The following is a 21869-nucleotide window of genomic DNA, read 5'->3' as shown; positions in this document are numbered from 1 at the left end:
TTCGGATCGAGACCCGTGAGACGAGGTGGGCGTCATCGGCGATGTGCTGACCGCCGTTCACGCCCACCGGCTCGCATTAGCGTTTCACCGTGGCGATGGCGGTGTTGATACGGATGTTGGTACTTGCATCGGGACCGGGCTTCTGCCCGTAGAGGTGGAAGTCCAGTTCCACACCCGGACGGAAGATCAGGCAGTGGGTGGAGCCACCGAAGTGGAACATGCCCAACTGCTGCCCTTTCACCACGTGGTCCCCCTCGCAGACCGTGATCTGGCAACTGGAGACCTCGGCCATGCCCACCGGCATGACGCACATCAATCCGATGTCGGGGTTGTCGGCTTCGATGAAGATCAGTGCGCGGGTGGCGACGGCCGTCAGAAAGGCCTGTGAGTCGTTGGGTGCCGCGTCGTCGGCTCCTCCTGGGCCCTTGAAGCCCTGGTACATGTTTTCGAGATAGTAGGAGCCGTTGATCACGTAGGCTTTTTTGACGGTGCCGCTTACTGGGCTGTGCCAACGGTGGTAGCTCAAGGCGCTGAGAAAGGCCTGGTAGACCGTGCCGCCCACGAATTGGGGCGTGTAGGGGTCCCACTCCAGCATGTTCTCCAGCGAATAGGGTTGGCCCTTGATCCAGAACTTGGCCGACTCGGACACGTTGCGGCGCAGCGCGAAGGGGGCCGATTCGCAGGCGTTGACGATCACGCGATCGTCGCTCGGGGCGGTGACGGGCCGCACGCCAGGGACGAAGGTGCGCGTGAAGAAATCGTCCCACGACTGAAAGCCGTAATCGGGGTCTTGCGGTTTGCAGTTGAAGATGTCCTGGAAGGTTTCGGTGCCCGTGCAGCCGGCACCTTCGCCGACCGCGGAGCAGGCCACGTCGACCATTTCCTTCTTGGCGGTTTCGCTCAGCCAGGGGATGACCACCGGCGTGCCGTCGGGGTCGCCCTCCACCAGCACGTAGCGCGAATCCTGGGTCACCAGGAACTGCGACCAGTACGACAGGATCTTCTTGAACTGTTGGTTTACCAGGCTGTTGGCGAAGACGTCATATCCGGATACGGTGCCCATCGGCCAATCGAGCAAGGCGTTGATGGGGAAGCCGATCAGCCCGCACGGCTCCAGCTCTTCTCGGCCCGCCTTCCGTTCTTCGCACTCGTAGTACTCGGGTGCCGTGGTCATGATGCCGTTGAGCAGCACCAGAAATTCCTCGAAATTGCGCACCTCGGGGGTGCCCAACGGCGTTTCCTTGCGGCGCAGATAGGCTTCGGCGAACATGGCCGCCATGGTTCGATGCAGGACCTGATCGGCGTAGACCATTTCCTGGAACGCCTTGATTGGCGGCACCAGGTCACGGGGCCGCGCGGCGATGCGTTTCTTGAGTTTGCGAATCCACCCGTCCACGTGGGTGGGGTCTCCAGGCAGCCAACCGCCCAAACGGTGACCACCTTTTTGGTGAAAAACCTTCGGTGATTCCATTTTCTTGACCTCTGATTTTTTCTGCGGGGGTAGGAATTACTTCGAGCTTTTCACAGGAGCCCTTGGTGGTCAAGAAAAGATTCCCGCGGACGGACCGGCCATGCGGCTCTCCCGGCCGTGACCGAGCATGGGCGGTTCCCGAGGAGGCCATCGGTTCCTGAAGTAGGCGACGTGGTCGGTGCCTGGAGAAATTGAATCGGGAACCCTGGAAGTTCGGGAAACCCGGACCGTAATCAGGGTCGTTCGATCACCGTTTTCAGGCTTTGCCGGGAGCGTCCTGCCGAGGACTCTCTGTTCGGGTCATGAAGGGGTTGTGATATAACCGGAATCGAGACGGTCGTCCCATGTCGCTGAGCCAAATGGCGTTGGGATGTCGCGTGAAGGATTGAGCCATCGCTCGACTGCCGACCGTTTGGAGAGGGAACCATGAATGCGGTTGTTCTTTGGTTGATCGTTTTATTGATGGGATCGCAGGCTGCCTTCGTCGAGGCAGGGGAGCGGGACGCACCGCGAGAAAAGGGGGAACCCGTCGCACGTTTACAGGAACACATCGAGAACTTGATTCGTCGGCACCCCGACGTGCCGTCGATTGCTCTCCACGTCAGTTCGTCGCGGCTGGGCCTGACATTCGACGGCACGGCCGGCGTGATCGATCGCGAATCGGGACGGCCGCTTCGCCCGGAACACCCGTTTCGCCTCGCAAGCATTACCAAAACCTACACGGCGGCCAGCATTCTGCGCCTGGCGGAGTCCGGGAAATTGGACATCCGCGCCTCCATCGAAAAATACCTGCCCAAGGCCTACGTCGACCCGCTCCGCTCGGACGGCTACGCCCTCTCGAAAATCACCGTGACGCACCTGCTCACCCACACCTCGGGGATGTTCGACCACGCCAGCGACCCGCGCTACATCGAGCGCATCATGGCCGACCCCGACAAGCGCTGGACGCGCGCAGAACAGGTGGGCCTATGTGTCGAGTTCGGGGAACCGAAGGGCAAGCCGGGCGAGTATTTCCAATACTCGGATACGGGCTACATTCTGCTCGGTGAAATCGTCGAACGCGTGAGCGGCAAACCGCTGGCCGAGGCCTTTCCCGAATTGCTCAAATTCAAAGACTTGGGACTCGAGGTCACCCGAATGGAAGTCCCGGATGCCGGAAAGCTTTCGGTCCCTAGAGCCCACCAGTACCTGGGCGACACGGACACCCACGACTGGGATCCCTCGCTCGATCTCTACGGGGGCGGCGGCCTGATCTCCACCGCCGGAGAGTTGGCGATCTTTTTCCACGCCCTGCTTGGCGGGAAGGTCTTCGATCGACCGGAAACGCTCGAGACCATGCTGACCGCGGTCGAGGCCAAAGACGGCGACGGCTACCGCATGGGCTTGGAGCCCATCGACGTCGACGGTCACCGCGGTTGGGGTCACCGCGGTTTCTGGAACACCTTCGCCTATTATTTTCCCGATCTGGACCTGGCCATCGCCGGTTCGGTCATGCAGCGAGAGGGCCCGCGTGGCATCGACCTGGTCAAGGAAATCTACGTATGGGTGCGGGACGAAACGCGTCCCAACTGAGCCTGGGTCTCCCGCATCACAAAAAAGCGAAGTTAGCCCGCTGGGCCGACATGTCGAAGCAGGTATCCCGGCAGATCCCGGATCCCAAAGAGTGGCGCAAAGCCTGTAGGTGGAGCAGCTTGCTCCACCAATCGAAGCCACGTAACCCCATCTTTTCGAACTCTTTAAGAGCGAAGCGTCTCAAGTTGGCAGCCACGCGTTCATTGAAGCCCCAATCTGCGAGAAGCCCGCATATTGAGAGTGGCGTAAGGCCAGTAGGTGGAGCAGCTTGCTCCACCAATCGAAGCCACGTAACCCCATCTTTTCAAACTCTTTAAGAGCGAAGCGTCTCAAGTTGGCAGCCGCGCGTTCATTGAAGCCCCAATCTGCGAGAAGCCCGCATATTGAGAGTGATGCAAAGCCTGTAGGTGGAGCAGCTTGCTCCACCAATCGAAGCGACGCATGGAGCAGAAGTGGGTAACGCCAAAGAGCGAAGCCGTTAATCACCCTCGCGGCGCGCCAACGAAGTGCCACAATCCAAAGTCCCCATATCGTGAGAGGGGCGTCAGGTTGGGTAGGGCCGGTAAGGCTGCCAGCCCGACGCGTCGAAGCGCGTATCTAGGCAACGTCCGCATCCAAAGAGTGGCGCAAAGCCTGTAGGTGGAGCTTCGGTTTGGGAGCATCTCGCCGGGTTGAATCGCAGGCGGAGTGGCACGTCAATGCCCCGCCGTTTTTCCGCTTTTCGCGGCGGGGGCGAAGGGCATGAAGGTTTCCAGGATGTTGCCGTTGGGGGCGTGCAGCGTGGCCGTCCATCGGAGACTGGGATCGCTCGCCAACAGGAGGTAGCCGAACTCGGCATGCACGCTGCCCAGCAGGGAGATTTGCCCGCCTGGCGCCGGATCGGTCGTGCTCGCCGGGCCGTTCAGGGTCGAGGTGTCCAGCCGCACGCCACTGTTGCCCACGATGAATTCCGGCGGCATCTGGCCCTGCGGGGCATACAGGTATTGAAACAGGTGGACGTGGCCGTTGACCATCATGTCGATCTTCTGGGCCCATCCTTTCAGTTCCGGTTCCTTCAGCACCGCGGTCATCGTGATGTTCCCTTCGAACGCGGTCTGGGTGATGCCCGGCACGGGCTGCGCCGCGGTCGGCGAGCCCATGACCACCAGCGGCCGGTGGGCCACCAGCCAATCGGCGTCGGTGTCGGCCAACGCCAACATGCGCGCATACACCTTGGTGTAGGTGGGCACTTCGCTTTCGTCGAGCGCCCAGCCGCAAAGGTTGGCGGTGTCGATCATCAGCAGGTTGAGGTTGTCCAACGCGAGGGCGTAGGCCGGCATCGTGTAGGCATTACGTCCCGTGCAGGGATTGGCGGTGTAGTCCGTAGCCAGCAGGGGCGAGGAGGGTTCGAGCAGGTAGAACCAACCCACTCCGGCGCGGGCGCACAACTCGTGATTGCCGCGCGTGATGGCCCAGGGCGACGAGGCCAACAGGGGCTTGGCGGGCGTGAAGAAATCCAGGTTCCAGGTCTCCCAATTGTCGCCGTAGGGCATGGACTTGGTCTCCTGCTTGAGGAAGTCGTCGCCGCATCCGTCGTAAACCCAGGCCTTGTTGCCGGGCGGCGAGTGGCTGGGCGTGCCGCGGTAGTTGTAGTCGCCCACGTGAATCACCAAATCCGGTTTACGGGTGGCGGCCTCGGCGCAGATTTCGGGGAAGGGCCAGGTGGCCTCCTGGTCGCAGCCTTGATCCGATTTGCAGCCGCTGTCGCCGACGATCGCGACGGACTGGGGATCGCTTTTCGGTACGGGTAAAGCCGTTCCCGCGAGCGTGGCTTCGGCCCCCATCGGCATGACCGCTTCCCAAACCGTGACGGGGAAGGCGGTGGTGTCGGGATTGGCTCTCGCCGTCATGGTGACCGCCTTGCCGTTGACCGTAAGGGACGGCGGAGTTTGCGAAGACGAGGTGATGGCGCGGGCCAACGCCATCGTTTTACTTTCTTTGGCCGACCAGGCCAGGGCCACGTAGCTGGAAAGGACGTCCGCCGATTCCGCGGCGGATGAGGGCACGAGGATCGACAGGCACACCGATACCAGAAACCACGCATGTTTCATGATCGCTCTCCGGAGGGCTGATTTGAACGTCTAGGGCAAGGATTGAGGACATCCTATCAAGCTCCGAAAGCGATGGCGAGCCATCATTTCCGCCTTCGGCGCCAGGTCAGGATGGTTGCTCGTCCGGGTCCGCCTCGGCCGACCAAAACCGGGCGAGCCGTTCGGTGACTTGGGCGGCGTGTCTCACCCGTTCCGGGCGCCAGTGGGCGGGAAACAGCCGCGCGTAATCGGGTTCGCTGAAGCGGCTGTCGATCAAACAGACGACCCCCCGATCTCGCTCGGTCCGAATCACCCGGCCTGCGGTCTGGAGGACCCGTTGCATGCCTGGCACCCGATAGGCGAAATCGAACCCGTTCTCTTCGAAATGCTCGCGGATCAGGTTCCGTTCGATGCAGATCTGGGGCAGCCCCACGCCGACCACGATCACCCCGATGAGACGTTCGCCGCGCAAGTCGATGCCCTCTCCGAAAATGCCGCCCATCACCGCGAACCCGACCAGCGTCGACGCGTCGCGTTCTTCGAACTCTTTCAAGAAAGCGATCCGTTGCGCTTCGTCCATCCCGGGTTCCTGGATCAGAATCTCGACGTCGTCATGCTTCTGAGCGAAATTTTCGGTAATCAAATTTAAATAGCGATAGGAAGGAAGAAAAATTAAATAGTTGCCAGACCTGGAATGAGTGACTGCTCGGATCATCGAGACCACGTCGCCCAGCGTGCGCTCGCGGTCGCGGAAGCGTACCGAAATCCCGTCCGCCACCAACAGGCACAGATGGTTGGGATCGAATGGCGAGGGCAGCCGCAATTGCGGATCCCGCTCTTTCGCGGCGAGCAGGGCGCGGTGATAGCCGAAGGGGGTCAGGGTCGCACTGAAGTAGGTTGCCGCGCGGACTTTGGCCAACCTCGCCTTCAACTGCGGCGCCGGATCCTTGCAGTAGACCTTGACCGCGAGGTCCTTGCCGCGTCGCCGGTAGATGGTGGCGAAGTGATCGCCATAGTGCTCCGCGCAGCGAAGAAACTGCCGTACGGTACGGAACAATTCGGGTGGTTCTTCGCCGAACAGGCCCGGCTCCGCCTCGGTCAGCCACTGACTGTAGGCGGCGACGAGCTTCTGCAACGGGGGGATCAACGCCTTGGGCGCCTCGGTAAGCGTTTGTTCCTTCAGCCCGGCGGCGTCCATCTCGCGCCCCATCTTCAGCAATTGCCGGTTCACCCCATTCAGCGCGCGCCGGACCATCGGGGCCCGTTTCGACCAGGTGCGCCGCACTTCCAAGACTTCGCGTTTGGACAGCTCGGCCGTGAACATGCCGCGGGCGCGATCGATCAGGTTGTGTGCCTCGTCGATCAGCAGCATGTGGGTCGATTTATCTTCGCCAAAAAATCGGCGCAGGTAGACGCCTGGGTCGAAGGCGTAGTTGTAGTCGCAAATGACCAGATCGGCCCAAACCGCCATGTCCAGCGAGAGCTCGAACGGGCAGACGCGGTGGCGGCGGGCCACGTCCACGATCGCTTCGCGATGGAGTGCGTCCGAAGCGAACAGGTCGGTCAGCGCATCGCGCACGCGATCGTAATAGCCGCGGGTGTACTCGCATTGTTCGATGCGGCAGGGGCCGTTTTCGTGGAAGCAGATCGCGTCTTTGGCCGTGAGGGTCAGCGCCTTGTACCGTAGGCCGCTGTCGGTCAGGATCCGATGGGCCCGCTGGGCGGCCTCGCGACCGGTGTTCTTGGCGGTGAGAAAGAAGACCTTTTCCACGTGTCCCTCGGCGACGGCCTTGATCGCGGGGAACAGGGTGGCGAGGGTTTTACCGGTACCGGTCGGGGCCTCGGCAAAGAGGGTGCGCCCGTCGCGGGCGGCGCGGTACACCTCGGCGGCGAGGCGCCGCTGCCCGGGCCGAAACCCGCCGAGCGGGAATTCGAGGTCGGCGATCGAGCGATCGCGCTCTTGTCGCCAGGCGAACTGCGTTTCGGCCCACTCGCGATACGTTTCGATCACTTCGTTGAAAAACACCGTCAGCGCGTGGAAATCGAGAATGGACTCGATTTCCCGAGTCTCGTCGTGCTCGAGGTGGAGGTACGTCAGGCGAACCGCTGCCTCATCCAGCTCGTGTTCGCGGGCATAGATATAGGCGTAAAGTTTGGCTTGGCCCAGATGGAGACTCGTGGCGTGGGGCGGAATGCGGTCGAACTCCAGCAGCGTGGTCTTGATTTCCTCGATGACCACGGGCGCCCGTTCCGCGAAGACGCCGTCGATTCTGCCGCCGATGACCAGCTCGAAGGGTCCGCAATCGTGGTGAAGTTTCACGGAGACTTCGGCGCGATAGCCTTCACCGCGCTTGCGCTGAAGTCGCTGGTGGCCGCGGATTCCCTGCAGGCCGCTCGGCGCTTGGAAGTAGTGTTGGAAGAGATCGCCGCCTCGCAGGGCGAAGTAAACGAGGTCGCGAACGGATATGGCGAGGCAGGGCTTCTCGGCAGCGGTCATGGGTGATCTCGGCAAGTCGTTCCAAAAATCGTCGTTTCTGGATGGGGACCAGTCTAGCCCGACCCCGACCAAAAAGGTAGGTCTCCATCCAAATCAGCGGAGGCCTCGGATTTTTTACCGCAGAGGGCACGGAGGTAACGGAGAAGTACAAATAGGTATCGATCAATTATTTTTATGTGCCTTGTACGAGCTCATCCAGGAGGGGTTTTTTGAATCGAGTTCTCTGGATCAGCCTGGTTTTCCATACAAACTGATATTGGCCCTCAGGTATCAGGTTTTAGCTAATGGTCTGGTGTTAAATATTTTGCTGAGACCTGAGACCTGAGACCGTACCCATCCAGACGAGCCAACTTGGTAGTTACCATCTTTTTCTGGATGGGCATTGGTTTAGAGCGCGGCCGCAGGAGCATTTTTCGATTGCAAGGCTGGTTCGGTACCAGCTCGAATGATCCTCCCCCAGTTGAGCTGAAACGTTTATTGGGCCCAACCCTAGGTAATCATCATCGCCTCAGATTTAGGAGAACTATAGTAGGTGTCTGAAATTAATTGGTTTGTGCTTTCTGTCCTCTTGCGGTTTTCCACCGAAAAAACCACCCAAGCTGTTTTTCCCATGTTACGAGAGAAGGTGTCTCCTCAGCCACTCCGTGTCGTTCTCTCTGTGGTCTCAGTGAACTCTCTTGAAACAAAGTCGCTCGGAGTTCCCGGATGCCGAGAGATCCGTCGTGCCAGGTAGGTTCATCCGCCGGATGAACTTGTCGAAGCGATCCATGATCAGAGTTCCCGCATGCTTTGAGGATCGGCGCGGCAGTAGGTTGGCCGGCCCGGCCGACACTTCGAAGCGATCCACACTCCGCAGATGCGAGACGCCAAAGAGCGAAGCACCAATAGAAGCAGGAGCTTTGGAATGTGCGACCAGCGGTCGCACCTACCTGGCATGACAACCCACTCAGGCAGCCGGGACCACCATGCTAGCTCACTTCGCCTTGTTTCATTCTCGAAATCGAGCGGGTTAGCCCGCTGGTGCGTGGCTCTTATGTAACAAACTCAGTAAAGCTCGAAGATAAAGATAAAAACCTAAAAAGGCGGATGTGCAGGGAGTTCGTCGAAAAATGTCGGCCCGGCGGGCCAACTTACTGCAACGACGCCCCTCTCACAAATGCGGGAACTCCCAAACGATTCGCTTCGATTAGTTACCCACCTGAAACCCGGGCCCCCGGCCTGGGCAACGACTCTGTGGTAATAAAAAACTTACGCATGAACAACCCTGCCCCCACGAAGAAACCCCCTCCCCGAATCACCCCCGTATCGGCGCGGGCGCCAGCGCGTCCTCGAAGCGGCGCATCAGGTCGTCGGCATCCTCCAATCCCACCGAGACGCGAAGCAGATCCGGCCGAACGCCGCAACTCGCGGCCCAGTCGCGTTCTCCGTAATGGGCCAGCAGCGTGTAAGGGCAGGCAAGCGTGAAATTGGTGCCCAGGCCGGGGCCCTTGCACACGCGCAGGGCGTCGTAGACGCGCGGCGCCTCGCTGGGCCCATCGACCAGCTCCAGCGAAAACAGGCCACCGAAACCCGGATCGGACGACATGCTCAGGGACTCGTAATTGGCGCGCGACACGAACTCGGGATAGTGCACGCGGGTGACGGCCGGATGCGTTTTCAGGTAACGGCACAACTCACCCGCGGTCCGGTTGACGCGGGTCAGGCGTGCCCGAAAGTCACGACCGTTTTCGGCCAGGACGATGGCGTCCTCGCTCCACAGCAGGTCCTCGAAGGTTGCGGCGAGGCCGGTGCACAGCGCATCGAAGCGCTCCGATTGGGGGTTGAGCAGCAGGGCGCCGCCCATGACATTGCCCACCCCGGAAAAATATTTGGTCAAACTGATGACCGCCACATCGGCATGGGGGAAGGGATTGATATTGGCGAAGCTGTCCAGTGTATTGTCGACGATCAGCGGGACCCCGGCTGGTCGCGTCATGTGGGCGATTTTGGCCAGATCCGGGGTTTGCAGCAGTGGATTGGTGGGACACTCACAATAGACCGCCGAAACTTCGCCGTCTTGAACCAAGGCGTTCAGGCGCTTCAGGTCGGCGCCGTGGCCGTGGGGCAGGAACACCGCACCATTGCCGAGTTTCTCCTGGACCTTGAGCGTGTCCACGTAGGGGAATCCCAACTGAACCGATGGGCGGCCGGGGATGAGTTCGCCGCAGACTCGGTGAATGGCCGCGATGGCGGCCATCCCTGTGGGAAACAACCAGATGCAATCGCTGGGAATGCCGGAGAGTTCCGCCAACATCGCGCGGATGGCTGTCTTGGCCTCGGCCCCTTCGCCGGTTTCCGATCGTTCCCGGTCCATTACCGATTGCGCCTGTCGCGAGGATACGATCTCGCCGGTGTGTTGCCAAAAGCTCTTGGCGGTCTCGAACCCGGACTCGGGGAAACACAACGCGAACACCGAGTCGAAGGGTGTCGTGGCGATGCGGCTCTCGAGACCGGAGCGCCGGTGCAGGAAAGCCTTGGCGCGTTGCGCGACGGCCAGGGACGGGAACGCGAAACAGGCCTCGCCCGGACGCGCCAGGGCCGCTTGCAGGTGTTTGTTCAATGCCACGACGAAGGGGTGGATCACGAAGCGCGGATAGCCGCATTGCAATGCGTTCACGATGTCTTCGGCGCCTTCTTCGTAGCCCACCACGTGACGCCAATGCGGCATGCTGACGGAGACTGCGTGACCGCCGTCCGGGAGTGGGAGCCCCAGTTGATGTCCCTGCCATTTAGGTGAGCTGATAAGATCGCGCATAGCAGCCAACCCTCCTGAACCCGTCCTGCAAATCCTCGAGCAGATCGCCGATCTCCTCGACGCCGACGCTGAAGCGCACCACCGCGTCGGTGATGCCCACCTGTTCCCGGACCTCGCGCGGCACAGATGCATGGGTCATGGTCGCCGGGTGGCAGACCAGCGATTCGACGCCGCCCAGGCTTTCGGCCAGCTTGAAGTAGCGCAGGCCCTGCAGGAGATCGCGCGTCTTCTCGAGGGTCAGGCCGAAATCGGCCACGACGATGCCGGAGCCGCCGTTGCGCATTTGGCGTTTGGCGAGTTCGTGGTCGGGATGGGAGGGGAGTCCCGGATAACGCACCCAACCAATGCCTGGCAGGGCTTCCAGCCACTCGGCGAGGGCCTGGGCGTTGCGTTGGTGTTGCTGCATCCGCAGGGCCAGGGTCTTGACGCCGCGGGAAATCAACCAGCTATCGAAAGGGGAGGGGTTGAGGCCCAGGGCCTTTTGGGCGAACACCATGTTCTCCGCCCACTCCTCCGAATTGGTGCAGACCACCCCACCCAGGCAGTCCGAATGGCCGTTGATGTACTTCGTGGTGGAGGAGAGCGAGAGGTCGGCGCCCAGGGCCAGCGGTTGCTGGACGTAGCCGCTGGCAAAGGTGTTGTCCACCAACAGGGTACTGCCGATGGTGCGGCAGATTTCCGCCGCGCGGCGGATGTCGATCACCTTGAGCAGGGGATTGGTGGGTGATTCCAGCCACACCAATCTCGGTTTTTTCACCCTGATCTGCTCGAATTGGCTGACTTGGGAAAAGTCCAGGTACTCGACGGTGACCCCGAATTTCTTGAACACGCGGTCGAACAGGCGGAAGGTGCAGCCGTAGACGTTTTCCTCGGCGAGCACCAAATCGCCGCTTTTCAGCGACGAAACGACGGCGGTGATGGCCGCCACACCGCTGGAGAAGACGGTGGCGTGGGCCGCGTGCTCCAGGGAGCGCAGTGTGGCTTCCAGGTTGCGGAAATTGGGGTTGCCGCTGCGGGTGTAGTCGAAGCCGCCTTCGTTGCCGTATTCGAAGGTCGACGTGGCGTAGATGGGCGGTGTGACCGCGCCCGTTTGATCGCGGTACCCGCAGCCCTCGTGAATGGCCCGGGTGGAGAAGCCGGAAATCGGCTCGGAAACGCGACATCGCTCGAAATCGCCGCCGGCAGGCGGGCGTTGTGAGTCTCTGGTCATGTTCTACCTCTTATAGGAACGACTGCTTTCGAAATTGGGGAAGAAGACCCGGTGCGATCCGGGGGTCACGTCCCGTGGTTTTGGACGTGTGGTGGTGCCGGGCGTCGCAACAGGGGGGAAGCGTGCGTCGCAAGGCGCCTGGGAACGAACCCGATGCTCCGGTGGGAAGCCGGTTCGGTGACCGGTGACGAGGTCTCACGGGGGAAGTGGGACATCGGGGATCCGGGTACCGAGCGCCCATGCGACGGGGGAACGTGGCGTTGGCGCGAGTGAATCGGGTGGAGACGGCGTGGTTCCGGGGGAGGGAAGACAAGCCGCGAATGAGGCACGCGAGGTGCGGGTTATCGGTTGGGGAAACGCATCGATGCCCGATGGGCGGTTGGGGTGGAGGTCGGATTTCGGTCGCGACTCGCTGGGGGAACGAGTGGCACGGCCGCACGGTGTCGGCGGGCGAAGCCGCTGGCGGGCACGTCAAATGGCGCCACGGCAAACACCGATTTAAATGGCTGACTCATGGAAGGCCTCCCCGATGGGCCGGAACTGTGCGGAAAAAAGTGGCGAGGGTCTGGGAAACGGACTCAGCGCCCGCACATCACAAAAGAGGGATAGCAGGTGGGGAGGTGAAGCATTAGTCGGTAGTGTACATAGGTGGATGTCACGGCCCTACTCCTCGATCTTTCGGATTATATAGGCCCCAAAATGGAGGGGCAACCCCAAATGGGGTGGGAGCGAAGGATTTCCCGCCGAAGAGATTTTTCCGGCTTGCCAACGTGAGATCCCTCACCCTGGCCCGCGCCGGCCTGTGTTTCGGATGTGCGCGTTCGAAAAAGGACGGGGTCGCGTCCTACCTAGTGCGCATCCAGAAACGGAATGGTTGCCACTTCCTAGGTGGTTTGGCTGGATGGGCACGGTATCAGGTATCAGTTATCAGGTATCAGCTAATTACCTATGAACAAGAATCTTGCTGATACCTGACGCCTGATACCTGACTGCTGATAGCCGCTTGCATTGGGAACCTGCCGATTCCGGGGAACCATTTCAAAAAACCGCTGTTTCTGGATGGGCACTACCTAGGCAGGCAATGGTTTCCAAAACCGTGTTTTTCTTGTCTAAATCAAAAAAACCTGTTAACAGATGGACGACCTTGCCGTTAAGATGAAAACAATTGGAAGTCAAGGCCTCGCCGGCTTTGAGATACATACAGGACACGCTTCGGAAACCGCGGAGGTCACCATGTTGCTCGCAAACCCCATCGGCAAAGTTCGCCTCACCTTGCAGCGCCCGGGCGAGGGCGTTTACGAGCGCTACGAAATGCGCTATGGCTTGCGGGTTCTGGAGGGTGAAGAGCACTTCATCTTGGAAGACGCCACCCGCGAAATGGAGCGTCCCTGGGAAGTGAATACCCTGGCCACGGCACCCACCGCCTCCACGGTGGTGTCCCAGTTTTTGCGGAGTTCCATGGACAAGATGGAAGACAAGCGGCGCCGGGGTTTCGCCCTGTTGGATGCCACCCGGCCTTTCTATCCCGTTTGGGACGACCTGCTCAACAGCTTCCCCCGCGAATTACCCAAAAGTTTCGACGAGGCCATCGAGGCCGAGCGGCTGCGTCGCGAGCGCGCCTTCATCGAAGCGCAGAACGGACGTTTCCTGTTCCAGCACGGCCTGGTCGATTCCCAGGCGGCCCAGGAAGAGGCGCGTCAATACTTCGTATCGGTGAAGCCGCGCAAGACGACGCGCCACCGCAAGTACCAGGAACTGGTGGAAGACCTGAACCAAATGCGCCTCTTCGATTGATCCGCGCAACCGAATCGCTCCACTACCCGAGGAATAACAAGGTTGGCAGTGCCCGCAAGCGAGCGGTAGCGGCCCGTAGGTTGAGCCGGGTCGCGTGGCAATGTTCGAGCAATCGAAACAACACGTTTTAATTTAGGCAAATAGAAAGAGCGAAACGCAGTTTCCTCCTGGCGGGCTGAGTGTTTCCGAGTTGAAGTGGATCCTCGACTCTTCATTTTTGTTGGCCTGCGAGCGGCGCTGATCGAGAGTTAGTAAGGTACATGAAATTTTTGTCGTAATTTAGCAGGAGAAATCTAGTGAAGAAGGAAATCCCAGGTGTTTTTTATAATGATCCAGAGATGAGCGAAGCAGACCTTGACGGCATTGATGTGCTCGAAGAGGGGGAGTGTTCTAACCTTTGGCAGGAATATGTAAGTGAGAAGAACCGGCACTTTATGTTGCTCGCGGATGATGAATGGCCCGCTAAGGTCGTAGGGCCTGCTGAACCCTGGTATATCTGGGAAGATGAATGGAATCGTGGAAAATATGATAATTTTAAATCAGCCCTATTCACGCTAGGTATAAATGGAGAAAGTACACTATACGTTTTTTGGGGAAAAGAAACGGGAGTAAAAACGAATTGGAGAATCTTTACCAATAATTGGGCCAACTTTCTATATGAGGATGAGGGGTGTATTTTAATTGTACTGGACAGCAAAACTGCTGTTATTCTTAGTAATGGCCGGGCGTGGAAGGGCGACCGAGGCAGCATACAAAAATAGCAAATGCTTTTACCCAAATTGAGCGATTCTTCGCGGCGCACTCGCACAACCTGCTGGGCTGCAACGCATCGTGAAAATGCTCAACGTACTTTCCAATTACGCCTCCGGAATGCCGGACCACGCTTTTCCCAACGCGTTTCGCTTCAGCATCTTGCACGATTGCATCCACCCGGATCGCACACTTTGGGTTTTAACGAAATAATTCCGGACGATTCTCGATGGACTCTTGAGTTTGACGAATTACGCCGTTAGGAGAACGTGTTCTCGAACTTGCAGGCAAACGGCTAGACGCGCGCCCTGAATGGCCCGCGTCTAGCCGAAATTTGACACCTGACTATCTGCAGCCGTGCCAGCGCGGTACCGCCAAATCGAAGTCGACTTGGTCGGTGGCGCCGTTGGCATCCAAGTCACCCGCGCAGGGAACCACGCAGTTACCGCGATCGCTGACCAAGGTAACGAGATCGCGAATACCGGTGCTGTTGTCCGCATTGACGTCGGCGCCGCACCAGTCCTCCGAAGCCGGGCGCATCATTTGGAACCGAATCAGTTTGCTGACGGCCACACCGGCCGTGGCGCCGGGATCGCGGATGTACCAGCGGCCGTAATAGCTGCCCTCCAGGGGAGAGGCGTCGGGGGAATCATCAGGTTGAGCCGGGCCGCGAAGGCAGCGTGGTCGATCAATCGAAGCAACACGCTTGAATGTAGAATAACAAAGGGAGCGGAGTGCCGATTCTCCCCGGCATGCCCAGAGACGGATGGTCGAATCCTTTCCGATTTTAACGGCGTTACAAGTGATTTGAGGCTCTCCATGTAGACGTTTTTGGTTTGTAGGAGTAGGATTAAATCCTACTCTTTGATCGAGTGGAGGTATTCAATGCGCACAACACAACAACTGAGCATTACGTTGCCAAACGATATGGCCAAAATGGTGAAAGCTAAGGTTGAGACTGGTGAATACGCGAGTGAGAGCGAGGTTATTCGTGACGGGCTCCGTGCCCTGATAGCGCGTGACCGTGCTGTTGAAAACTGGCTCCTGGGTGAAGTAGGTCCGGCCTACGATGCCCTGAAGGCTGATCCGTCCCGGGCTCTCTCCGCCGATCAAGTGCGCGCCCGCCTCGCCGCCCAACATGCGAAGGGGCGATGAACTACCGCGTCGTTTTCTCACCTGAGGCAGGGGACCAGCTCGAGGCTCTGTATCGCTTCCTCGCCACCGAAGCCTCCCACGATGTAGCCATGCGATACACCGAGGCCATCGTCAGCTATTGTGAAAGCCTTCGCACCTTCCCACATCGGGGAACAAAGCGAGATGACATCCGGCCAAACCTGCGAGTCACCAACTATAAAAAGCGCGTCGTGATCGCTTTTAAAGTGGAAGCCGATTTGATTTCGATTATTGGTATCTTTTACGGCGGGCAGAACTTCGAGACCATGCTTCGGGAAGGATCCTAGAGCGAAGTCTTTTAGACGGAAGTCAAAATCTGGCTTGTCGGGCCCTTTCGAAAGGCCATTTGCTGTGTAAATGAGAAAAAAACTGGCGGGAAAAAATGTTTGAAGGCCATATTGTCCTCTCGGAATCGGCATTGGATAATCAAGAGGTTGCAATTGCGTTCAAGCCCCGGCAAGAGTGGCCGAAGCCTTTCCGTTTTATCGGCTTTACAAGTGATTTCGTATCCATAGCTTGCGCAAGGCAAAAACCGCATCGAGGGAGTCAGGTGGGAGGAGGTCTATAATTGAGTTGCGTGAATCACCGGATGCAGAAACACATTTTTGCCTCGCTCGTCAGAATCTCCATGCTTTGGCTGCTACTCCCAGTTTTCGGGTTCGAGGTCGCGGTATCCTCCCCGCTTCCCGTTAGAATTACCTACAGCCAAGCCAAAACCCAGGCTCAGGAAACCGGCAAGCCGATCTTGGTGTATCTGCACAGGGACAGTTGTTCCTTTTGCCAGCGAACCGTACGGGCATTTTCACACGACGCGACGGTGAAAGCCGCATTGGCTAAAACGATTCTCTTTGTCGTTGATTGCGGGTCTCTGCAGGGTTCCCCGTTCGATGATTTGTGCAATGTGGCTCCAACTCCCACATTCAAGCTTTTGAAGCCCGATTTTTCCGTAGGGGTCGAATGGTCTTCCTGGGATAAGAAACTATTTGTATCAAATGTGAACGACTTTCTAGGAGGGAAGTCGTCAATGGCCAAACGCATGGATCAGGAGGTCATCGCCCTCAAGCTCGCCGAATTTGAGCGCGCGCCATCCGCGAGCATGGCTCTCGACATTGCGGAGGCCTTCCGAAAACTGGGAGATATGGAACGGGCCCTGTCTTTTTACAAAAAAGCCGAATCGCTGGACCCGGACGGAAGGGGTTGGATTCGCGTGTTGAGCCTGGAAAGCGACCTCATCTATGACCCAGGTTCGGTGTCCATTACCGACTGGACGCGGAAGGTGCAAGCAGGTCTGAAAACCGACCGACCAACGCCTGCAGATCGCGTATGGCTCATAGATCGGGTTTTTTGGTTAACTCCCTCATATCGACGCCGTGCGGTTATGCAGCCGTTTTGGACCCAGGTCAACGGTATTGATCCAAAGAATATCGAGCCCAATTATCGTTTTTTGTGGATGTTGCAGCACGTGGAGTACCTGATTGCCGAAGCGCGGCTAGAGGATGCTTGGCAGTACCTGGACAGTTACTACACGAACCCCAATACGCGACGGGCCAGACTCCTGTATTGGGCCCTCTCCCGGAAAATCGAGCCACCGGGTGGGCTCGTTGGGTTAGCTCGGGCCCATGTAGAAGGAGTTGATGAAGACGGGAAAACCTTGGCACACCGAATGTTGGCTGCTGCATATTCCCAACATGGACAAAGTGATGAGGCCTGGACCCTTTATCAACAAACCCAGGTAGAGGGGTGGTTGGATCGTGCCTCCAGCTTGAGTGAATTTATTGAGTGGGCGGCCGACTACCACTTCGAACCAACTCGCACAATCTCCTTGGCTGAAGCCTTTTTCGATCGGGAATCCCGTCCGAAACACCGATTGACGGTTCACTACGCCCTTGTGAAACTATGCTACGAAAACCGGAATAATCAACGAGGTCGAATCGCCTGTGAACGTGCGCTCCGCGATTTCCCCAGTCACTTTTATTTCCGGGAGTTCGCAGGCTATTTCGAGCGTCAAAGTGCAGAGGAAACGAAAACCAATCACCCACATTAAATGAAGTGAAACAAAAAGAGCCGATCCGGCGTCGGCATACGCGCAATACGATAGGGGCTCGACCCAGTTACCACCGACCGGGTACGGTCACCACCACACGAGGCTGCGCGTCGAGTCCCATTCGAGGAAAGGAAAATCCGGGTTGGCCGCCTCTCTATCTTCAAGGGGAGCCCGGTCTACCGGTTCCGAAACGAAAATCTTGCTGTGCAATGTCCTGCTTCCCGTGCAGTACCCGGATGACATACATGTTTCCGCCTTCGATATACCAATAAAAGCACCGGCCACGATAGGGGAAGCCGCGTAAACCCTTTCTGATGTGGTCACGAGGTGATCCGACCATACCTATGGCGGCCAAGTTATGCAGCTTATTGACCAGGTCAGACATGAAGGCTCGGGCGGCATCTGGATTATCTTTCGCAAAATGTCGGCGGATGTTCCGTAAATCCGCTTTTGCGGTGTCCGTGATAATGAGACGAAACGGTTTTATGATCGCCGGCCCTAATCTTCCATGATGTCGTTAAGCAAGGACTCGGCACTCTCGTACTCTGTCGTTCGGCCCGCTTTGATATCTTCAAAACCGAGATCGATTAACGAACGAAGTGCTTTTTGCTTGTTTTCGTAGTCTTCCAACATCCGAAGCCCAGCCCGAACCACTTCCGTTTTATTGCCGAATCTCCCGCTGCTCACCATGTTCGAAATGAAATTACGATCGTGCTCACCAAGTGTGAAACTTACCGACTTTACCATGTCAACTACCTCTTTTTCGCGTTCCGAGAGCCTAAATAATGTCATTATTGGGATATATAATAGCATTTTTTCGCGGCGGTTTTGTGGTTCCCTGTTGCATGGCATCTCTCGCACCCTGGCAAAACCAGTTGGCGTTAGGCCGCCGAGTTCGAACTCTCCCTGATTCCGCCAGAGTGAAGTCGGCTTCGTCGGTGGCGCCGTTGGCATCCAAATCGCCCGCGCACGGAACCACGCAGTCATCGCGATCGCTGACCAAGGTGACGAGATCGCGAACATCGGTGCTGTTGTCCGCGTTGACGTCGGCGCCGCACCAGCCCTCCGAAGCCGGGCGCATCACTTGGAACCGAATCAGTTTGCTGACGGCCACACCGCCAGGAGCCCGATTGAAATCGCCGTGTGGCCGCACCCCGCCTCGGTAGCTTAAAGAAAAAGGAGCATCGATTTTTTCTCGGGAAGAAAGCGAGGTCGGTGGACGTTCCTGTAACGGAAGAAAAACCAAACAGTTATCGAGGTACATATGAATGAATGGATCTCCATGGGCCTGCGTTGCATGATGATCTGGGCGAGCGCCCCGCTTTTTGCCGGGTTGGATCCGGTCTTCTTCGAGCGACTCGCCTATTGGCCCGAAGTGGAAAATACCCTGGGTCTGGTGTCGCTTGCCGAAAACGGCAATCAATCGGTGACCTATCAAGTGACGTTTCAAGCGGATTGGAGCGCCGACACCCATCCCGAAGGTTTTCCCGGCGGTGCCCATTTCTCGCCGTTGATCGGCGCGAACCATCACGGCAACCTGGTCATATGGGAGCCAGGCGGGCTGGCGACTCCCGGCATGGAAAGTATGGCGGAAACCGGCGCGACCAGTCTCTTGGCAGGCGAGATTCAAAGCGCCATCGACGCCGAAACGGCGGGGGACCTGATGCAAGGGGGCGCCATCGATTCGCCTGGCGATACCGACTTTTTATTTCAAGTGGATCGCCGTTTTCCCCGCGTCACCTTGGTGACCATGATCGCGCCCAGTCCCGATTGGTTTCTCGGCGTCCACGGCCTGCTGCTTTTCGAAGGGGGTCGCTGGCTGGAGGAACGGACCGTCACGCTCTATGCCTACGACGCGGGCACCGACAGCGGTCCCGAGTACACGTCGCCCAACATGGATACCCAGCCGCAAGAACCGATCGCGCGCCTTACCGAAAGTCCCTTCGACGTCGGCGGGACCTTGGTTCCCCTGGGCACATTCCGCTTCGAACGGGTGCCTTAGGACCCGTGCTCCGCTTCCGTGTGAAGGTGGGAAAGTGGAGAAAAAGAAGCCCCTTTTTCCACTGGAATACGCTGATGGTGGTAGAACCGACTCAGCGAACGATCCAGCCGGGATCACGTGCTCGAACCTCCCTGGTTGAACCCGGGGAAGGTACTGCGCGCTAGGGGGCTTCATGGAGATGGTGGTGGTAACCTTCGGAATCGTGGGATTTGTTTTGGTGGTGGTCAATCCCCTGAGACATCGCCGAATGCTTCGGACGCTGGCCCACGCCTTGGAAACCGGGGAGCGCAAAAAGCCGGGACACCCCTACGACATGGGGGATGGGCTGATCGGGACCCTCCAATTCGAACCAAAACATCCCAACAAGGTCGATGTTCATTTGGAGGTTCGGTTCGAGGAGCCCCGCGAACTTCCCTTTTCGGTCACCCGACGCCGCGATCGCGACAAACAGATGAAGAAGCTCGTGACCGGAGATTCGTATTTCGACGGTCACTATTTTTACAAGGGGAACGAACGTGCTTTGTTCTCGATGATGAATGCGGGCATGCGGCGGTTCCTCGATGGCCACGAAATGAAGCTCACCAGGGAAGGGCTTCGCATGACCCTTTTCGCGGGCGCAAACGTCGGTTCCCTGAAATTGGAAGACCTACGCGACCGCATCCGCGAGGGCGAAGAGATTGTCAGGCGTTTTCTGCTCCGTGGCGGTGATGTGGATGACGAGATCGACAATTTAGTTAAACTCGTGGCCCAGGATCCGAACGAAAACGTGCGGCAGAAAAGCTTGGTATTTCTCCTGGACGATATCACCGCGCTGCGGTCGGTACCGTCGGTGACCCAAGCGATGGAAAGCTCCAGTTATCCGGAAGTCGAACTGTTGGCGATCGCCACCGGGCGACTCGACCCGTTGCCGAACCTGCTGTCAGGGCCCGAGCGCGACACGCCGGCCTTCCTCAGTGCCTTTTTTCGGGTCGTGGCCAACCTGGAATCCGAGGATCGGACCTTGATCGCGCTTCAACTCGTGGTCGATCCCAAGGTGGCCCATTCCGCATTGCGGCTTTTGGAATCGGTGGAGGATGCGCAAGTCGTGCCCCACCTCATCACTGCCTATCCGGCAGCCGCGAACCGATTGGATATCCTGCGATATCTGGGGCGAAGGGTCGACGCCCGCGTGCAGGCGTTTTTATTGGAACGGCTCGAGGCCGACACCTGGGAAGAGCGCCAGATCGCCGTAAAAAGTCTTGGCGTCGGTGGGTCGTTCACTGCGATCGAGCCCCTGGCCAAGGCCAGAGATGTGGCCAGGCAGGGGATGAAGCGAGATATCGATCAGGCCATTCGCAAGATTCAGGCACGTGAGGGCGCGGGAGAAGGCGGTTGGATTTCCCTCGAGGGTTCCGAATCCTCGACCGGATACCTCTCTTTGGAAGATTCGATCTCCGGCCAATTGTCACTCGACCAAAACGATCCCGGCCATAGGTAGCGATGCACCGCAAGCGCAGTGAAATCGGCAGGCCCGGACCTCGTTGAGGTGTTTTATGGCAGGTATGACAGGGCGGCTAGCCAGCCCTGCCGACACCTCGGAGCAGCCCAGGCTTCGAAAGATCGAATCGTAAAAGAGCGAAGCAGATAAGTCCGGCCTCCAGATCTCTCGATGATTTATTTCGATCTGTGTCGCTTCGATTGCGCGCGGCGAGGGAAAGAATCGGCTTCGCTCTTTGGTGTCACTCTCTTCTGTTGCACACGTTGTTTCGAAGCGTCGGGCCAGCGCCCTGGGCGGGCCCGGCACCTACAGGCCCGACGCCCCTCTCACGATGCGGGGACTTTGACTTTGCGGCTTCGGATTGGGGTCCCGAGGGAGGCTCCGTGCTTCGCTATTTGGCGCAAATAATTGTCGCTGCTTGGGTTGTTTCGATTGGTCGGGCACGGCCGGTATGGCTGGCAGCCCAACCTACAGGCCCGACGCCCCTCTCACGATGCGGGGACTTTGGGTTTCACGGCTTTCGATTGGGGTCGTGAGGGAAATGGTCGGCTTCGCTCTTTGGGGTAACTCACTGCCGTTGCTTGGGTCGCTTCGACGAGTCGGCCCAGCGGGCCAACCTACAGGCTATACGTCTCTTGCACGCGTTCGGGCTCTCCGAGTCGACTCGAGTTGACGAGCTTCTGACCTGAGCCGCCACTGCGTAGTCTTGAACTTCCCGCCGTGCTGGGGAGACAGCCGGGTGGCACTGTGTTGATTCGTGTCAATTCGTGTGATTCGTGGGCAAAAAGTTCTCTTCCAAAAAAATGCCCAAGCGTTGCGTGGCCCAAGCCGAACCTAGGGCCCGGCATCGCTTTGTTGTCCCCCTGAACGCCTGTCAGATCCGCGTTCTCGAAAAAAATGCGTTTTTTTGAAATTGGGTTGATGGTTCGACCCTTCGTTTTTGCGATCCCCATCAAGCGGAGCACTCCGTCTCCGCGGAAGGTCCGGCCGGCCCCGCACCGCCAGCCGCCTTCCTG

General features: G+C 58.6%; 18 protein-coding genes. 8 read left to right on the top strand and 10 right to left on the bottom strand.

The genetic code is table 11. From position 1 onward, the window contains the following. Positions 1–76: 76 nt before the first annotated feature. Positions 77–1471 (bottom strand): phosphatidylserine decarboxylase family protein, encoded by a 1395-nt coding sequence (locus tag J3U87_RS28065; protein WP_420038227.1) that lies wholly within the window; start codon positions 1469–1471, stop codon positions 77–79. 426 nt (positions 1472–1897) lie between these two features. Between J3U87_RS28065 and J3U87_RS28060 the strand changes: the two genes are divergently transcribed. Then, positions 1898–3043 (top strand): serine hydrolase domain-containing protein, encoded by a 1146-nt coding sequence (locus J3U87_RS28060; RefSeq protein ID WP_237379101.1) that lies wholly within the window; start codon positions 1898–1900, stop codon positions 3041–3043. Between the two features lie 695 nt (positions 3044–3738). Here J3U87_RS28060 and J3U87_RS28055 read toward each other — a convergent pair. From J3U87_RS28055 to J3U87_RS28035, 5 genes are all read right to left on the bottom strand, one after another. Next, positions 3739–5133 carry a metallophosphoesterase gene (locus J3U87_RS28055; RefSeq protein WP_237379100.1) on the bottom strand — a complete coding sequence of 465 codons (1395 nt, stop codon included), beginning with the start codon at positions 5131–5133 and terminating at the stop codon, positions 3739–3741. 106 nt (positions 5134–5239) lie between these two features. Next, positions 5240–7609 carry an ATP-dependent DNA helicase gene (locus J3U87_RS28050; protein WP_237379099.1) on the bottom strand — a complete coding sequence of 790 codons (2370 nt, stop codon included), beginning with the start codon at positions 7607–7609 and terminating at the stop codon, positions 5240–5242. A 1294-nt stretch (positions 7610–8903) separates the two neighbouring features. After that, entirely contained in the window at positions 8904–10403 is a 1500-nt protein-coding gene (locus J3U87_RS28045) for a PLP-dependent transferase (RefSeq protein ID WP_237379098.1), read from the bottom strand. Next, the gene (locus tag J3U87_RS28040) at positions 10378–11613 is read right to left on the bottom strand and encodes a trans-sulfuration enzyme family protein (protein ID WP_237379097.1); all 1236 of its coding nucleotides are present in this window, start codon (positions 11611–11613) and stop codon (positions 10378–10380) included. The genes J3U87_RS28045 and J3U87_RS28040 overlap by 26 nt, the downstream gene beginning before the upstream one ends. Positions 11614–12651: 1038 nt before the next feature. Then, a complete protein-coding gene (locus J3U87_RS28035) occupies positions 12652–12813 on the bottom strand; it encodes a hypothetical protein (RefSeq protein WP_237379096.1) in 162 nt (53 codons plus the stop codon). 33 nt (positions 12814–12846) lie between these two features. On the opposite strand from J3U87_RS28035, the gene J3U87_RS28030 reads away from it, so the two are divergent. Together J3U87_RS28030 and J3U87_RS28025 are read left to right on the top strand one after the other, a co-directional pair. Next, entirely contained in the window at positions 12847–13407 is a 561-nt protein-coding gene (locus J3U87_RS28030; protein ID WP_237379095.1) for a hypothetical protein, read from the top strand. A gap of 296 nt (positions 13408–13703) precedes the next feature. Continuing rightward, the gene (locus J3U87_RS28025) at positions 13704–14168 is read left to right on the top strand and encodes a DUF2947 family protein (RefSeq protein WP_237379094.1); all 465 of its coding nucleotides are present in this window, start codon (positions 13704–13706) and stop codon (positions 14166–14168) included. A gap of 334 nt (positions 14169–14502) precedes the next feature. On the opposite strand, the gene J3U87_RS28020 is transcribed toward J3U87_RS28025, so the two are convergent. Next, entirely contained in the window at positions 14503–14730 is a 228-nt protein-coding gene (locus J3U87_RS28020; RefSeq protein ID WP_237379093.1) for a hypothetical protein, read from the bottom strand. Between the two features lie 312 nt (positions 14731–15042). On the opposite strand from J3U87_RS28020, the gene J3U87_RS28015 reads away from it, so the two are divergent. From J3U87_RS28015 to J3U87_RS28005, 3 genes are all read left to right on the top strand, one after another. Further along, the gene (locus J3U87_RS28015) at positions 15043–15312 is read left to right on the top strand and encodes a ribbon-helix-helix domain-containing protein (protein ID WP_237379092.1); all 270 of its coding nucleotides are present in this window, start codon (positions 15043–15045) and stop codon (positions 15310–15312) included. Beyond that, complete coding sequence (locus J3U87_RS28010) at positions 15309–15617, top strand: type II toxin-antitoxin system RelE/ParE family toxin (protein ID WP_237379091.1); 309 nt, start codon at positions 15309–15311, stop codon at positions 15615–15617. Before J3U87_RS28015 ends, J3U87_RS28010 begins: the two co-directional genes overlap by 4 nt. Positions 15618–15907: 290 nt before the next feature. Next, positions 15908–17374, top strand: coding sequence for a thioredoxin family protein (locus tag J3U87_RS28005; RefSeq protein WP_237384543.1), 1467 nt, complete (start codon positions 15908–15910; stop codon positions 17372–17374). A 160-nt stretch (positions 17375–17534) separates the two neighbouring features. Here J3U87_RS28005 and J3U87_RS35405 read toward each other — a convergent pair whose 3' ends face one another. From J3U87_RS35405 to J3U87_RS27995, 3 genes are read right to left on the bottom strand one after another with little or no spacing between them, the layout of a single operon-like run. Continuing rightward, the gene (locus tag J3U87_RS35405; RefSeq protein WP_420038328.1) at positions 17535–17840 is read right to left on the bottom strand and encodes a type II toxin-antitoxin system RelE/ParE family toxin; all 306 of its coding nucleotides are present in this window, start codon (positions 17838–17840) and stop codon (positions 17535–17537) included. A gap of 32 nt (positions 17841–17872) precedes the next feature. Continuing rightward, positions 17873–18121 (bottom strand): type II toxin-antitoxin system ParD family antitoxin, encoded by a 249-nt coding sequence (locus tag J3U87_RS28000; RefSeq protein WP_237379090.1) that lies wholly within the window; start codon positions 18119–18121, stop codon positions 17873–17875. Positions 18122–18152: 31 nt separating this feature from the next. Then, on the bottom strand, positions 18153–18638 hold the full coding sequence (locus J3U87_RS27995) for a hypothetical protein (RefSeq protein WP_237379089.1): 486 nt from the start codon (positions 18636–18638) through the stop codon (positions 18153–18155). On the opposite strand from J3U87_RS27995, the gene J3U87_RS27990 reads away from it, so the two are divergent. Together J3U87_RS27990 and J3U87_RS27985 are read left to right on the top strand one after the other, a co-directional pair. Beyond that, positions 18639–19376, top strand: coding sequence for a spondin domain-containing protein (locus J3U87_RS27990; protein ID WP_237379088.1), 738 nt, complete (start codon positions 18639–18641; stop codon positions 19374–19376). A gap of 184 nt (positions 19377–19560) precedes the next feature. After that, positions 19561–20853, top strand: coding sequence for a HEAT repeat domain-containing protein (locus J3U87_RS27985; protein WP_237379087.1), 1293 nt, complete (start codon positions 19561–19563; stop codon positions 20851–20853). Positions 20854–21869: the final 1016 nt, after the last annotated feature.

This window comes from Sulfidibacter corallicola (assembly GCF_017498545.1).
Lineage (GTDB): Bacteria > Acidobacteriota > Holophagae > Acanthopleuribacterales > Acanthopleuribacteraceae > Sulfidibacter > Sulfidibacter corallicola.
The sequence above is the reverse complement of the archived record's forward strand: the minus strand, read 5'-3'. Positions and strand labels throughout refer to the sequence as shown.

Excerpts from the sequence above, each read along its gene's own strand:
- J3U87_RS28040 (WP_237379097.1), bottom strand. The coding sequence starts at position 11,613 with ATGACCAGAGACTCACAACGCCCGCCTGCCGGCGGCGATTTCGAGCGA.
- J3U87_RS28030 (WP_237379095.1), top strand. The coding sequence starts at position 12,847 with ATGTTGCTCGCAAACCCCATCGGCAAAGTTCGCCTCACCTTGCAGCGC.
- J3U87_RS28065 (WP_420038227.1), bottom strand. The coding sequence starts at position 1,471 with ATGGAATCACCGAAGGTTTTTCACCAAAAAGGTGGTCACCGTTTGGGC.
- J3U87_RS28055 (WP_237379100.1), bottom strand. The coding sequence starts at position 5,133 with ATGAAACATGCGTGGTTTCTGGTATCGGTGTGCCTGTCGATCCTCGTG.
- J3U87_RS27995 (WP_237379089.1), bottom strand. The coding sequence starts at position 18,638 with ATGTACCTCGATAACTGTTTGGTTTTTCTTCCGTTACAGGAACGTCCA.
- J3U87_RS28010 (WP_237379091.1), top strand. The coding sequence starts at position 15,309 with ATGAACTACCGCGTCGTTTTCTCACCTGAGGCAGGGGACCAGCTCGAG.
- J3U87_RS28015 (WP_237379092.1), top strand. The coding sequence starts at position 15,043 with ATGCGCACAACACAACAACTGAGCATTACGTTGCCAAACGATATGGCC.
- J3U87_RS28035 (WP_237379096.1), bottom strand. The coding sequence starts at position 12,813 with ATGTATCTCAAAGCCGGCGAGGCCTTGACTTCCAATTGTTTTCATCTT.
- J3U87_RS28045 (WP_237379098.1), bottom strand. The coding sequence starts at position 10,403 with ATGCGCGATCTTATCAGCTCACCTAAATGGCAGGGACATCAACTGGGG.
- J3U87_RS28050 (WP_237379099.1), bottom strand. The coding sequence starts at position 7,609 with ATGACCGCTGCCGAGAAGCCCTGCCTCGCCATATCCGTTCGCGACCTC.
- J3U87_RS27990 (WP_237379088.1), top strand. The coding sequence starts at position 18,639 with ATGAATGAATGGATCTCCATGGGCCTGCGTTGCATGATGATCTGGGCG.
- J3U87_RS28060 (WP_237379101.1), top strand. The coding sequence starts at position 1,898 with ATGAATGCGGTTGTTCTTTGGTTGATCGTTTTATTGATGGGATCGCAG.
- J3U87_RS28000 (WP_237379090.1), bottom strand. The coding sequence starts at position 18,121 with ATGGTAAAGTCGGTAAGTTTCACACTTGGTGAGCACGATCGTAATTTC.